The following is a 12392-nucleotide window of genomic DNA, read 5'->3' as shown; positions in this document are numbered from 1 at the left end:
ATGAAAGGAATATATACAATTTTGTTGCTCATCGTGTCTAATGTCTTTATGACATTTGCCTGGTACGGACATCTGAAAATGAAACAGGAATATAGCTGGTTCGCAGCTCTTCCGTTGATAGGTGTGATTGCTTTCAGTTGGGCGATTGCTTTCTTCGAGTATTCATGTCAGATACCGGCGAACCGCATCGGATTTATCGGTAACGGCGGCCCGTTTTCATTGATGCAGTTGAAAGTGATTCAGGAAGTGATAACTCTTGTCATCTTTACGGTGTTCACAACTGTATTTTTCAAGGGTGAAGCGTTGCATTGGAATCATTTGGCGGCGTTCGTTTGTTTGATTGCGGCGGTGTATTTTGTGTTTATGAAATAAAACAGAATGTTTTAACTTTTCCTGTATTCGGCAGTGTGTGCAAATTTTGCACATACTGCCGAAGTGACTCTTAAACTTTTTGTTCTTGACTAATGTACTTTATTTTTATAAACCGTTCTTCACTCTCTTCACCTAAAGTTTATCCGTTCATTCACAGTTACTTCCTATGAATGAACGGCACTATTTTTATTCTTCACCACCCTTCACCCTCTTCACCAGATACACATTCCCCAACCTCGTATGCTGCCGGCTGATACCTGCTGCGGTCAGGATTTGTGCCAGTTGGATAGGAGTGCAGCTACGCAATACGGCCGGAAACCTCTTTCTCAATTCCTTATGGATGATAGCAGCGGAGAGTGACAGGCAGTCCGGTTCATCCAACGCGGCGGGCGCGTATGTGCTGCGCACAATGTCTTCTATGGGATTGACATGATAATATGCAACGTTATGACGCTGCAAGGCATATTCTTCCTCTTTACTGAACCAGTGACGGGCGCCTGCAAGCAGTTCCTCTTTCAGTTGGGCATAGATTTGTGCATGTTCTATTTATATCTTTGAAGGTCTTTATCCCAACAGTTGATGCCCTCTTTGTGAGCTTCCAGACAGAAAGTGTTCAGTTCCCGCTTGTCTATACGACAGAAAGAGATGTCTCGTTGACCAGATGGCCGGAATTCGGTTTCTTCGGTAAGCAGATTGTAGCGGAAGTCATACCGAATTTTCAAAAAGTCAATCACTTGTTGCGTCAGAAAGACGGAGTGTTTATGTACTTCTTGTATAGGTATTTCCTACTCATGCATATCCTGCATAGGCAGTTCGTTCTTTGAGGTGTTCGATGAAACGGTGGCGTTTGACGATTCTTTCATCAATACCCGTATTCTTTTCGCCAAACGTTTTGAGTTATATTCTAATGTCTTCATATTTTTCTTCTTTGTTAAATGAATAAATGTTGTTTTTTCGACCGGTTGATGCTGCTAAGGTATAACATGGAATATGGGGTTTGCAAGCATTTAACAAAGAAAATGTTTATTTTCTGCTGAAATGAAAAACATGCTTTCTTATGCTGATATGTCGTTACTTTGTCGTATCTTTAGTGCTTATTTGAGGAAAGCCGACTGGAGTTGTCCGGTCGGCTGACTATAGTTGACTGAACAGCCGATTCCAGTTGTCCGAATAGCCGATTACAGTCGTCCTATGATGAAGTTACACATTTTAATTGAAAAGAAGTAATGGCTATTGTATTTGATTGGTATGAAAATCCTAATGCATCTTCGGAAGAAGAGGCAGCGTTGCATCCGCGTATCTTTATGAATGGTAAGGTGGATACGGAAACACTTTGTTACAAGATTCATGATTACAGTTCGTTGACTGTGGGGGATGTGAAGAATGTGCTCGACAACTTGTCGAAGATTCTCGGCGAATCGTTGCGTGAGGGAAAAGAAGTGCATATCGAGGGAATCGGTTATTTTTTCCCCACTTTGGCGGCCACGGGAAAAGTGACCCGAAGTACTCCGCACAAAACCAATAAAGTGACTTTTAAAACAGTCCGTTTCCGTCCTGACACTAATCTGAAAGGACATTTTGTTGGCGTCCGTGCCAGTCAGTCCAAGTACGTCCGTCATTCGGAAAAGGTTTCGGAAGTGGAGATTGATATGCTGTTGAAAGAATATTTTGCCGGACATCAGATGATGACCCGTCGTGATTTTCAGGAGATTTGCGGCTTGGCTCGTACTACGGCAAAGACGCATTTGCTTCGTCTGCGTGGAGAAGGAAAATTAGTGAATATCGGCCTGCGTACTCAACCGATGTATGTGCCTGCTCCCGGTTATTATGGGGTGTCAAGAGATGCGGCACATCCTTCACGATAAGCAGGCATTTCTACGATGATACCGGTTGTGAAGGATGTGAAAGAGGTCTTAATCTTTAAGTAATCACACGAAAGCGTTGATAGCTTGAGGCTTATCCTCATGTGAAGAGAATGAAAAAGAAGAAACGGACTTTATTTCGCTATGTACTTTTTCATTCCTTCCGTATAGTAGGTCTTGAATTCTCCGTTTTCTCCGCTATAGATAAAGTAAGCATCAATCTCCGGGTTCGCTTTGCAAAAAGTCTCCGCTTTTTCCAGTCCCATCACCATGAAGGCGGTAGCCAGGGCATCGGCAGTCATGCAGTCTTTGGCGATTACGGTAGAAGATAAGATGCTATGCTGTACCGGATAGCCCGTTCTCGGGTCGATGGTATGGGCATATTTCTTGCCGTCTTTATAGTAATAGTTACGATAGTTGCCGGAAGTTGCCAAACCTAAGTCTGAAATTTCGAGTATTGTTTGCAGGTCTTGGTTTACGGCCAGTGAGTCGTCGACGGGTTTATTGATTCCAATGCGCCATAAGCTATTGGAAGGGTTTTTGCCTTTCACTACTACCTCACCGCCAATGTCTACCATATAGTTTTTTATACCTTTCCGGTCGAGCAGACGTGCTACTACGTCTACCGAATACCCTTTGGCTACTGCGCTACAACTCAACATGATACGCGGATCTTGCTTGATAACTTCACCGTTCTCCAATTTCACCTTTTCATATCCGGTGATTTGTAGCAAACTGTCTATCATTAATGAATCCGGGAAAGCTCCTTTCTTGAAACCGAATCCCCAAGCATTGGCAAGAGGGGCTACCGTGATGTCGAAAGCGCCTTTTGTCTCGCGTGATATTTCCATCGAACGGTTGAAGCAATTTTGAAAGAAGCTGTCGGTAACCAATTCTTCGTTACGGTTTACACGGCTAATGACAGAACTATCGTTAAATGGCGATAGAGAATTGTCAAAACGTTGCAGTTCGGCTTCGATTTCCGGTTTTAAGTCGCCTTCGTGCTCGTAGGTGATTTTATATACAGTTCCGAATACCAGACCTTTGATACTGTTGTAGTTAGCTTGCTGGTTGCGTCTGGCCAATATCCAGATGGTTGCCAGAATCAGGAAAGCCAGCCAAAGGAAACTTTTTTTTGTTTTCATACGCTCTTTTGTTTGATGAGAAAACTCTTTTTATTGGAAAAACAGATGTTCGATTAATATTTTGATTCCGATAATGACCAGAATGATACCGCCCCATAATTCCGCCTTTAATTTCCGTGCCAGTCCGCAACCGCATTGAATACCGAAGATAAGTCCGATTAGTGACAGGACGAATGAAACAAATCCTATGATTAGGATAGGGGACAGGATTTCATTATAGCTCTGCACTCCTAGAAAGGCAAACGAAATGCCCACAGCCAGTGCGTCAATGCTTGTTGCTATTGCCATGGTGAATACCACTTTCAGGCTTGCCGGATTGAATAACTGACAGCATTCTTCTTCTTTGAAAGATTCCCAAATCATCCTGCCGCCAAGGAAAGCAAGAATTGCAAAGGCAATCCAATGGTCTATACTTTCTATGAAATGGCTGAAATTTTTGGCAAACATCCATCCGATAAAAGGCATGACTGCTTGAAAAAGCCCGAACGCAAATGCCATGACCAGCATGGGTTTCCATTGGGTACGTTTCAGAATAATGCCGCTTGCAATCGAAACGGCGAAACAATCCATCGCCAAACCTATTGCAAGCAACCAAATCTCTAGTCCTGTCATTGTATTCTAAAGAGGCAATTTATAAATGAGGGAATAGGTGATTCCCATATTGTTCGATTTAAACTTTCCGTAGCCGGGCACATACCACGGGTCGCCGTACTCTCCGGTAGAGGCACTTGTCTTGTATTTCATGCGTACCGACCAACCCATGTTGAAGTTTTTGTAAATACGCACTTTGACACCTAAAACGATTTCCAACCACTGCACCGAACCTTTCATTCCCAAATGGCTGAAAGGAACGCTTCCGCCCCAGTAATCGTCTTCCAGACTGGGGTTGCCTATAACGTCTCCCCAGATAGGGTCGCCTGCGGGCATGGTGGATACATCATATTTGAAGGAACTGAATGCGTAACGAAGACCTGCATACAAGTAACTATTCTTCTCTTTCTTCTTTGCCATGGTGTTGTAGTCCACACCGATTCGGAAGAATGGGGCAGCTTTGCTTTTGTAGTGGATACCCGTTTCGCTCCAGGTGTCTGTTCCACCCATACCGAATTCTAGGGTAGGGATGAATTTGTTTTTAAGGTTGACTGCAACGCTGATTTCGGAACTCATGAAGTCGCTACCAAGAAGTTTGCTTCCCGGGCCGTATAAGTCCACACCGATGTATGTACCATTGTAAAAAGGAATGGTATCTACTTCGGCAACCTTATTCTTTTTCTGATCTCTTTTGGGAGTATGGGTCGGGCGTTGCTGTTGTGCCAACAACGGAAGCCCGATACAGAAGAGTAGAAAAAGGCTAGTCAGCCGTATCCGGTGTGCGGTCACGATATTTAAAGAATATCTGTAGATTCTCAATTTCATTACTATTGGCTTCTTTATTTCTAAAATAGATAGAGTCTATTTTCTCCGAACTATTGGTTCTGTTTCCGAACTTGGCACTGATGATATTTTGTTTCATCATATATCCACATTCCATTGACTGGAAATAGGGAGTATTCTGCTGTACGATATACAAGGTATCTACATCGTCAGGATTGTCTACCGGATTGTATTGGAGGATAAACACGGTAGAATCACTGGTGTAGCGTAACGGCAGCATTATCTTATGCACTTTTTTCTCGTTGTTGAGAATGATTGAGTCCGTCCCCAATGCTTTGATTGTCAGTGAGTCAAGTGTGTCGTTTAACACCTTGGTCGGGTCGAGGCTCTTGTCTATGGTCTTGAATGTGCAATACATCATCGGGCGTCCTGCCAACGAACAATCGTTCTCGTCCGAGCACGAACTATGGATGCTCACAGCGGCACCGACGATTATCAATAGGAGAAAGATACGAACTAAATTCTTCATAGTCAATTGTTGAATGTGAATCAAATTTTCTTTTCTATCTGATAGTTGTTCCGTTCCGGTGCGTTGCGCGAGATTAGTTCGCCAAGGAATCCGGCAAGAAACAGTTGCGTACCTATAATCATTGCCGTGAGTGACAAATAAAAATAGGGAGAGTCGGTCACCAGTCGGTAAGGCAGACCGTTGGACATGGCATATAGTTTGCTGGCGCCTACGATGATAACAGAAATCATTCCGACGAGAAACATCAAAGAACCCAGCAATCCGAAGAAATGCATCGGCTTGATTCCGAATTTGGAAAGGAACCAAAGGGAGAGCAAGTCCAGGTAGCCGTTGACAAAGCGGTTGAGCCCGAATTTGGTAGTGCCGTACTTGCGTGCCTGGTGATGTACCACCTTTTCACCGATTTTCTTGAATCCGGCATTCTTTGCCAAGTAGGGGATATAGCGGTGCATTTCACCGTACACTTCGATGTGTTTTACTACATCTTTGCGATATGCTTTCAGTCCGCAGTTAAAATCATGCAGGTTTTTGATGCCCGAAACTTTGCGTGCGGTGGCGTTGAACAACTTCGTAGGCAATGTTTTTGATAGCGGGTCATATCTTTTTTGCTTCCAGCCGGATACGAGGTCGTAGCCGTCTTGGGTTATCATCCGGTAAAGTTCTGGTATTTCGTCCGGGCTGTCCTGCAGGTCTGCGTCCATCGTGATAACCACGTCACCCTGGGCTTCGGCAAATCCGCAGTAGAGCGCGGGTGATTTGCCGTAGTTGCGGCGGAACTTGATTCCTTTTACGTGTTCTGATTGTGTCTTGAGCTTTTCTATCACTTCCCATGAGCGGTCGGTGCTTCCGTCGTTAACGAAAATCACTTCGAATGAGAATCCGTTGGCTTGCATTACCCGTTCTATCCAAGCGTAGAGTTCGGGTAGTGACTCTTCTTCATTGAATAATGGGACTACAACTGATATATCCATCTTTTTATTACTAAATTACGAATTACAAATTACGATTGCGAAGGTTCGTTGTTCTCAGGTTTTGCTCTTTTCATCACCATCAACGCGGTAGGGATGGCAAGGAGGCTTCCCCAGAATACATCCCATGATAATAGTTGCATGGTGATATTTATGGAATTGAGTGAACGGACACTGTCTATCGTCTCTTTTATAATCTCTTTGCTTTCAATCAGGGTGGGGGTGTTTGCCATCAATTCGTCCCACAGTTGGGTATAAGAATTGATGATAAATCCGTGGTCGATAAACTGGAAATAGATATAGTGTGCCACGGCTACCAGCAAGGACGCGAACATGTACATAAAGATGCTGAAAAGAACGGCATGTGAGAACTGGATGCTGCCGCCGCATATTTTGTCCCGGTACATTTTGGTATAGTGGTAACCGATGAACGGCACGGCTAATGTCAGGATTATAAATAGGAAAGAAAAGAAAGGAATACGAAATCCCAATGGAAATAGTATGAATTTCAATATCCAATAGATTCCCATGTACGTGCCAAAGTGCATGGCATATTTCTGTAAATAGCTTCTGTTTTCTGTCATCTTCATTTCTAAATTGCGCACAAAGGTACAAATAATATCGGTTGATAGAGGGAATATGGTTGTTAAAGTTAATAAAGCAAGGGAAGTTGTCGCCTGAGATTTTTTTTATATTTTTAATTGCTTGAAATGTAGGGTGTTACTCTTTTTGTGTGAAAAAAGTTATCTTTAGCTATTGCAGGATTCATAAAAATACCTACCTTTGCAACCGCAAAACGGGTAAGTCCTATACGGCCAGCTCCCTTCGAATCCTCCAGGGCTTGATCGCAGCAAAGGTAGTTGGTTGTAGCGGCGCGATATAGTTAGCTTACCCACCCGCCTCTTTAGCTCAGTTGGCCAGAGCACGTGATTTGTAATCTCGGGGTCGTTGGTTCGAATCCGACAAGAGGCTCAAAATTGGATATACAGCCAATTCACGAAGGAAAAAGCATTCAGGTATTTGCCTGGATGCTTTTCTTTTTTTATATTTGCACATTAGCGAAATGTGGGCTCAGTTTGAAAATTTGGGGGAATTAGTTAAAATGGCTCAGCGGAAATTTCGGGGCAGTCATTATTCTTGGGGATTTAACAATTATGCATACAACATCATTACTCTATAAAGATAGAACCTTACATCATCTACTCCTCTGAATGTGTTTCTAAAGGATTTAAGTTTGGCATTGAAAGATTCAGCTGCTGCATTTGTGAGTCTGTTCTCAAAGAAATTCAATATCCTATCATTGTGATTCTTGAAAGTTTCTATTACAGTATTGAACTGAGGGTAATTCCATTCCTCTACCTTGTTAAACCACAATGCAAGCTTTGTCCTTGCCACATTCTTATCATAGTTCTGTGAGTATATCTGTCCGAGCTGCAGAGTTAAATAATATAATTGTTTTATGTCGTCAAACTGCTTGAAGAGTATTTCAGCCCTTATTCTTTGAGAGTTGGTCCATTTATCAGGGCTTTTGAATAATAGATATCTGCTGCGGACAAGCAGTTGTCTCATGGTATCTCCGTTCTCAAAACATTGAGGTATATATTTTCTCCTTTCTGCTCTCGCTTTTTTTATATCTGAGTTTTCCTGCTCTATAGCCTGCCAGCGATATTGTACACGTAGCTCCTGCAGTGCTTCCTGCATCTGCATTTGTACATGAAAACGGTCTATGATCTGCGTGGCGTAAGGAAAACATCTCTTGACTATCTGTCTCATACTTCCAGCCATATCAAGTGTAACATTCTTGACCATCCTACGTTTACCTTCCGGTAACTTCATCAAATATCTGCATACATCGTCGGTCTTTGTTCCCTTTATCATGGCTATGACCGTACCATGTTTACCATGGCCATCCTTGTTGGTGACTATGGTATATAACTCTCCGTTGCTGAAGGCTGTTTCGTCAATAGATATATTCTCACCTAAATTGTCTTTGAAATACATGTACTCGTCAGCGTGTGAGAGCTGATTCCAGGAACGATAGTCGCTTAAATGTTCCTTGTAGTAATCGTTAAGTGTCTTCGACTTCACATGGCAGAAGTCGGCTACGAACTTTATACTAACTTCATTATTATCAATATAGTTCTTTTAAAAAAGAACCGAACTCGGCTGTTATCCTAGTCCCGTCTGCAACCAACTTCCAGCTCCTGCTGTATGTCTTACCCGTTTGCTTATCCTCCCATCTGCGACGTTTTACTTTTAAATATACAGTGCGGTCACGGGCAGGAAAATCTGTAACTGTTATCTCTGGATAGAAACCTTTTGAAACTAGTGGGAGGTTTGAATACTCGTCAGGTACAGTATTTTTCTCTTCAAGAGAGAATATATAATACTCACCCATATCTGAGTAGTCGGTAAAATCAAAATAGTCAAGCATGCCTTTGGGTAAGAACATGGACAATATAGCCTTATAATCTATTGGTTTCTTTTGCATGGAGCAAAAGTAATATTTTATAGATGAAATAGAATAAGACTAAATGTTAAATCCCCAACTTTACAGACTGCCCCCATTAACACTCCCTATGGGGGTGCGAAACCGCCATATAGGAGTTTACGTACGAGCATAAAATGCCCGCCGTAAAAGATAGGCAGGTTCCCCCCTGCCGTTGTTAATAAGTTAGACGTTACAAATGTAGTTATTATTTTTTCAAATCTATCAAATAAGTAGAGAAATAATTTTGCAAAAAAAGAGAGGATGGATTACAATTGAATCCACCCCCTCTCATCTTTATAAAAGGAATCTATTTACTTAATTCTCTTATATCCATACACAGCCAAATCTCCCAATTCTTCTTCGATACGAAGCAGTTGATTGTATTTAGCCATACGGTCAGAACGGCTCAAAGAGCCGGTTTTGATTTGTCCACTGTTGGTAGCTACTGCGATGTCGGCAATAGTAGCGTCTTCCGTTTCACCCGAACGGTGAGAAGTAACCGTAGTATAACCGTGACGGTGAGCCATCTCGATAGCGTTCAATGTTTCAGTCAATGAACCGATTTGGTTTACTTTAATCAGGATAGAGTTGGCGCAACCCTTTTCGATACCCATTGCAAGGAAATCGACGTTTGTCACGAACAGGTCGTCACCTACCAATTGGCAACGGTTGCCGATACGTTCGGTCAGTTTCTTCCAGCCTTCCCAGTCGTTTTCGTTCATACCGTCTTCGATAGAGTCGATAGGGAATTTATTGATTAATTCTTCCAGATAGTCAATTTGTTCATCGGAAGTGCGTTTCTTACCTTTTTCACCTTCAAACTTAGTGTAATCGTAAATGCCGTCGTGGTAGAATTCGGAAGCAGCGCAGTCCATACCAATCATTACGTCTTTGCCCGGTTCATATCCTGCTGCTTTGATAGCGGCGAGAATAGAATTCAGAGCGTCTTCCGTACCTTCCAGGTTGGGAGCGAAACCACCTTCGTCACCTACGGCGGTGCTAAGACCACGGTTTTTCAATACTTTCTTCAATGCATGGAATACTTCGGCGCCCATACGCAGACCTTCTTTGAAAGAAGCAGCACCTACCGGGCGAATCATAAATTCCTGGAATGCAATAGGAGCATCGCTATGTGAACCGCCATTGATGATGTTCATCATCGGCACGGGCATTACATATGTATTTGTTCCACCGATATAGCGGTATAAAGGAAGGTCTAAATAGTTGGCGGCAGCTTTGGCTACGGCGAGAGATACACCGAGAATAGCGTTAGCACCCAAGTTTGATTTAGTCTTGGTGCCATCCAATGCCAACATAGCGTAGTCGATTCCTCTCTGATTGAGTGAAGACATTCCGACCAACTTCGGCGCAATGATTTTATTTACATTGTCAACCGCTTTCTGTACACCTTTTCCACCATAGCGTCGTTTGTCACCATCGCGAAGCTCCAATGCTTCGTGTTCACCTGTGGAAGCACCCGACGGCACTGATGCGCGTCCCATAATGCCTGATTCCAATACTACGTCAACTTCTACTGTGGGGTTACCTCTTGAATCGAGAATTTCTCGAGCTACAATTTTTTCAATTTTCATCGTTTCTATTGTTTTTTGAATAAGATTTTGCAAAAGTACGGACTTGACAGGGAGTGGGAAATCACTATAAATAGGTATTCTATTCGTTCCTATTCCCGATATGTCGTTAGTCCAACCTTATATTATATAACAACAGGACGATGCTTTTTGTTTGAGTGTGACGGGTTGAAATTTGCAGGATTTTAGTCCTCGATAACAACGCCTAATAGCGGAAGTAAATCCATCGCTTGCAAAGAGGTGATGACAGCCCCTTTCAGGTCGCTGATATTAAGCGTGATTCCGCTGATGCGGGAAGTGCGCAAGTCTATTCCGCGAAGCGGGGCATGTGAGAAATCGGCTTCTACCAAGTCGCAGCTATCAAAAGCGACTGCTGAGAAACGGCAGTCGTTCAAACTTCCGTTACGGAGCAGGCTGTGCGCAAAACGTACCTGGTTCATCTTGCTCATAGCCAGGTTGATGTATCCTGCATTACAGTCGTGTAGCAGGACGTGGTTCATGGTTGTCTCGGATAGATTGGTTCCTAATAGCTTGCAAGAGATAAATTCTACCCGGTAGAGGGAGCTTTCGGCAAAAGAAATGTTTGATAAATCGCAGTTTTCAAACCGCACATCGGTCAGTTGGGAAGAAAGAAACTTGCATTCACTGAATGTCTGATGCCGGAAAGTACAGTTCTTGAGGCTCTTATAAGATTGGTCGATGCCTTCCTCTCTTCCTTTACAGAATAAGAGATGTGAGACTGTTTCTTCCTTGTCGAGCCATTCCTCTAAAGTGCTTGTACTGGTTTCCTGTTCTTCCATCATGGGAGGAACTACGCGGACGGGTTTGGCAGAGTTTCTTTTTATCATGCGGCAAAGATAATTTTTATATTCGGATATTTAGATTTCTTTTCCCACATATCCGCCGGCCAGTGCGGCAGCCAGTCCTATACCTATACTTAATAAAGTATATAGGATGAATGTTCCGTAAAATTCTCCTTTCAGCAACCCTATGCCGTCACTGGAAAAAGTGGAGAAGGTGGTGAATCCGCCACATAACCCCGTAGTCAGAAACAGGCGGACTTCGAAAGGAAGATGGAAACGTTCTGAAAGCGCATAAAACAGACCGATAAGAAAACTGCCGAGAAGATTGACGGTGAACGTTGCCCATGGGAAATGATAGGGGACAATCCGTTCGTGCATAAACAACTGGACACAATAGCGTAACGCACTGCCGGTTCCGCCGCCAATAAAGATATAGATAATTTCTTTACTCATTTGATTTTAACATTTGAATTATTTGTAAGCAGCTTCAAAATCTTTTTCGAACTTCTGGAAACCACCGGGATAGACGCTGTCTATTCGTTCGGAAACGGTTGACGAGTCGTTTTTGTTTTGCAGGGAAACGATGAGCTTTTTCATTGTGTCTCTGGGAACTTTTTCTATCCAGAATGTGACAAGTGCGTGTGCAAGAATATATGAATATTGCTCGTCAGTTGCCTGGCGCTTCATGAACTTGCCGCGCCCGCTATTCATAAAAGCAGATAGATCGATTTCTCCCAGCATATACATTGTGCGGATTCTCCCTTGCTCATATTCAGTAAATGTGTGGCGGAGTCCCTTTTTCGTTACTTTACAATGTTCGAAGTACTCTGACAACCCTTCGTTAAGCCAGCTAGGCGGGAATTTGCCGAGGATTTGCCGGACAAAATGGTGGCTGAGCTCGTGGTAAATAATAGCAAGGCTTCTTTCCTGTCCTTTCTCCCGTCCCAATATGATTGCTTTTTGTAACTTCGGTGAATATATGCCGCTCGCTTTGAATGGCAGGGACAGGTGTATGTCTACGCTTTCAAGATATTCCATTGCCTTTTTTCTATCCTCAAATACATGCAGTTGAAGGGTAAGTGTATCGGGCAGTCCGAATTGAGTATAGAAATCGACTTCATAACTGATAAATTCCTCGATATTTCGTCGGTCTTTGTCGGGAAGCGGGTCGCCGGCATATTCTATTTTTACAGTCTGCGCATTGAGCAGACCGCAAAAGATGAAAAGCGGAAAGAGAAGAAAAGGTGCACGCATAATGA

At 43.1% G+C, this 12392-nt stretch carries 16 protein-coding genes, 1 tRNA gene and 1 pseudogene; 3 read left to right on the top strand and 15 right to left on the bottom strand.

The window, feature by feature from the left end; genetic code table 11:
- On the top strand, positions 1-372 hold the full coding sequence (locus CLIN57ABFB40_RS10720) for a DMT family protein (RefSeq protein ID WP_121766208.1): 372 nt from the start codon (positions 1-3) through the stop codon (positions 370-372).
- Between the two features lie 186 nt (positions 373-558).
- Here the strand turns inward: CLIN57ABFB40_RS10720 and CLIN57ABFB40_RS20275 are convergent, their stop codons facing one another.
- From CLIN57ABFB40_RS20275 to CLIN57ABFB40_RS20445, 3 genes and pseudogenes are all read right to left on the bottom strand, one after another.
- Positions 559-831: a DUF3874 domain-containing protein gene (locus tag CLIN57ABFB40_RS20275; RefSeq protein WP_254871738.1), complete on the bottom strand. Its 273-nt coding sequence runs from the start codon at positions 829-831 to the stop codon at positions 559-561.
- Between the two features lie 89 nt (positions 832-920).
- Positions 921-1097: pseudogene (locus CLIN57ABFB40_RS20270) on the bottom strand (helicase); the annotation flags it as partial.
- Between the two features lie 60 nt (positions 1098-1157).
- Positions 1158-1289: a hypothetical protein gene (locus tag CLIN57ABFB40_RS20445; RefSeq protein ID WP_262886948.1), complete on the bottom strand. Its 132-nt coding sequence runs from the start codon at positions 1287-1289 to the stop codon at positions 1158-1160.
- Positions 1290-1598: 309 nt separating this feature from the next.
- On the opposite strand from CLIN57ABFB40_RS20445, the gene CLIN57ABFB40_RS10710 reads away from it, so the two are divergent.
- Positions 1599-2237, top strand: coding sequence for an HU family DNA-binding protein (locus CLIN57ABFB40_RS10710; RefSeq protein ID WP_175630039.1), 639 nt, complete (start codon positions 1599-1601; stop codon positions 2235-2237).
- 131 nt (positions 2238-2368) lie between these two features.
- Here CLIN57ABFB40_RS10710 and CLIN57ABFB40_RS10705 read toward each other — a convergent pair whose 3' ends face one another.
- The 6 genes from CLIN57ABFB40_RS10705 to CLIN57ABFB40_RS10680 are packed head-to-tail and all read right to left on the bottom strand — an operon-like array spanning position 2369 to position 6840.
- Positions 2369-3379 (bottom strand): FAD:protein FMN transferase, encoded by a 1011-nt coding sequence (locus CLIN57ABFB40_RS10705; RefSeq protein ID WP_175630038.1) that lies wholly within the window; start codon positions 3377-3379, stop codon positions 2369-2371.
- A gap of 30 nt (positions 3380-3409) precedes the next feature.
- Positions 3410-3991 carry a manganese efflux pump MntP family protein gene (locus CLIN57ABFB40_RS10700; protein ID WP_175630037.1) on the bottom strand — a complete coding sequence of 194 codons (582 nt, stop codon included), beginning with the start codon at positions 3989-3991 and terminating at the stop codon, positions 3410-3412.
- Between the two features lie 6 nt (positions 3992-3997).
- Positions 3998-4795, bottom strand: coding sequence for a DUF6048 family protein (locus CLIN57ABFB40_RS10695; protein ID WP_175630036.1), 798 nt, complete (start codon positions 4793-4795; stop codon positions 3998-4000).
- On the bottom strand, positions 4731-5282 hold the full coding sequence (locus tag CLIN57ABFB40_RS10690) for a DUF6452 family protein (RefSeq protein WP_175630035.1): 552 nt from the start codon (positions 5280-5282) through the stop codon (positions 4731-4733). Before CLIN57ABFB40_RS10690 ends, CLIN57ABFB40_RS10695 begins: the two co-directional genes overlap by 65 nt.
- Before the next feature lie 20 nt (positions 5283-5302).
- Positions 5303-6253 (bottom strand): glycosyltransferase family 2 protein, encoded by a 951-nt coding sequence (locus tag CLIN57ABFB40_RS10685; protein WP_175630034.1) that lies wholly within the window; start codon positions 6251-6253, stop codon positions 5303-5305.
- A 29-nt stretch (positions 6254-6282) separates the two neighbouring features.
- On the bottom strand, positions 6283-6840 hold the full coding sequence (locus CLIN57ABFB40_RS10680) for a DUF4199 domain-containing protein (RefSeq protein ID WP_175630033.1): 558 nt from the start codon (positions 6838-6840) through the stop codon (positions 6283-6285).
- 308 nt (positions 6841-7148) lie between these two features.
- Here CLIN57ABFB40_RS10680 and CLIN57ABFB40_RS10675 point away from each other — a divergent pair.
- Positions 7149-7222 (top strand) — tRNA-Thr (locus CLIN57ABFB40_RS10675).
- 180 nt (positions 7223-7402) lie between these two features.
- Here the strand turns inward: CLIN57ABFB40_RS10675 and CLIN57ABFB40_RS10670 are convergent.
- The 6 genes from CLIN57ABFB40_RS10670 to CLIN57ABFB40_RS10645 form a co-directional block, all read right to left on the bottom strand.
- Entirely contained in the window at positions 7403-8338 is a 936-nt protein-coding gene (locus CLIN57ABFB40_RS10670) for a transposase (protein ID WP_175630032.1), read from the bottom strand.
- Between the two features lie 43 nt (positions 8339-8381).
- Positions 8382-8741 carry a transposase gene (locus CLIN57ABFB40_RS10665; RefSeq protein ID WP_175630031.1) on the bottom strand — a complete coding sequence of 120 codons (360 nt, stop codon included), beginning with the start codon at positions 8739-8741 and terminating at the stop codon, positions 8382-8384.
- A gap of 311 nt (positions 8742-9052) precedes the next feature.
- On the bottom strand, positions 9053-10333 hold the full coding sequence (gene eno / locus CLIN57ABFB40_RS10660; RefSeq protein ID WP_175630030.1) for a phosphopyruvate hydratase: 1281 nt from the start codon (positions 10331-10333) through the stop codon (positions 9053-9055).
- 182 nt (positions 10334-10515) lie between these two features.
- Positions 10516-11178, bottom strand: coding sequence for a pentapeptide repeat-containing protein (locus CLIN57ABFB40_RS10655; protein WP_175630029.1), 663 nt, complete (start codon positions 11176-11178; stop codon positions 10516-10518).
- A gap of 30 nt (positions 11179-11208) precedes the next feature.
- On the bottom strand, positions 11209-11586 hold the full coding sequence (gene crcB / locus CLIN57ABFB40_RS10650) for a fluoride efflux transporter CrcB (RefSeq protein ID WP_175630028.1): 378 nt from the start codon (positions 11584-11586) through the stop codon (positions 11209-11211).
- 18 nt (positions 11587-11604) lie between these two features.
- A complete protein-coding gene (locus tag CLIN57ABFB40_RS10645; protein ID WP_175630027.1) occupies positions 11605-12387 on the bottom strand; it encodes a hypothetical protein in 783 nt (260 codons plus the stop codon).
- Positions 12388-12392: the final 5 nt, after the last annotated feature.

Origin of the sequence: Bacteroides acidifaciens, assembly GCF_903181435.1 — a bacterium.
GTDB lineage: Bacteria > Bacteroidota > Bacteroidia > Bacteroidales > Bacteroidaceae > Bacteroides.
Note: the sequence above shows the minus strand (reverse complement) of the source record. Positions and strands in the feature narration are given on the sequence as shown.

What these genes read in the sequence shown, in the direction of transcription:
- CLIN57ABFB40_RS10720 (WP_121766208.1), top strand. Translation starts at nt 1, where the DNA reads ATGAAAGGAATATATACAATTTTGTTGCTCATCGTGTCTAATGTCTTT.
- crcB (WP_175630028.1), bottom strand. Translation starts at nt 11,586, where the DNA reads ATGAGTAAAGAAATTATCTATATCTTTATTGGCGGCGGAACCGGCAGT.
- CLIN57ABFB40_RS10685 (WP_175630034.1), bottom strand. Translation starts at nt 6,253, where the DNA reads ATGGATATATCAGTTGTAGTCCCATTATTCAATGAAGAAGAGTCACTA.
- CLIN57ABFB40_RS10705 (WP_175630038.1), bottom strand. Translation starts at nt 3,379, where the DNA reads ATGAAAACAAAAAAAAGTTTCCTTTGGCTGGCTTTCCTGATTCTGGCA.
- CLIN57ABFB40_RS10710 (WP_175630039.1), top strand. Translation starts at nt 1,599, where the DNA reads ATGGCTATTGTATTTGATTGGTATGAAAATCCTAATGCATCTTCGGAA.
- CLIN57ABFB40_RS10680 (WP_175630033.1), bottom strand. Translation starts at nt 6,840, where the DNA reads ATGAAGATGACAGAAAACAGAAGCTATTTACAGAAATATGCCATGCAC.
- CLIN57ABFB40_RS20445 (WP_262886948.1), bottom strand. Translation starts at nt 1,289, where the DNA reads ATGAAGACATTAGAATATAACTCAAAACGTTTGGCGAAAAGAATACGG.
- CLIN57ABFB40_RS10695 (WP_175630036.1), bottom strand. Translation starts at nt 4,795, where the DNA reads ATGAAATTGAGAATCTACAGATATTCTTTAAATATCGTGACCGCACAC.
- CLIN57ABFB40_RS10690 (WP_175630035.1), bottom strand. Translation starts at nt 5,282, where the DNA reads ATGAAGAATTTAGTTCGTATCTTTCTCCTATTGATAATCGTCGGTGCC.
- CLIN57ABFB40_RS10700 (WP_175630037.1), bottom strand. Translation starts at nt 3,991, where the DNA reads ATGACAGGACTAGAGATTTGGTTGCTTGCAATAGGTTTGGCGATGGAT.
- CLIN57ABFB40_RS10645 (WP_175630027.1), bottom strand. Translation starts at nt 12,387, where the DNA reads ATGCGTGCACCTTTTCTTCTCTTTCCGCTTTTCATCTTTTGCGGTCTG.
- CLIN57ABFB40_RS10665 (WP_175630031.1), bottom strand. Translation starts at nt 8,741, where the DNA reads ATGCAAAAGAAACCAATAGATTATAAGGCTATATTGTCCATGTTCTTA.
- eno (WP_175630030.1), bottom strand. Translation starts at nt 10,333, where the DNA reads ATGAAAATTGAAAAAATTGTAGCTCGAGAAATTCTCGATTCAAGAGGT.
- CLIN57ABFB40_RS10655 (WP_175630029.1), bottom strand. Translation starts at nt 11,178, where the DNA reads ATGATAAAAAGAAACTCTGCCAAACCCGTCCGCGTAGTTCCTCCCATG.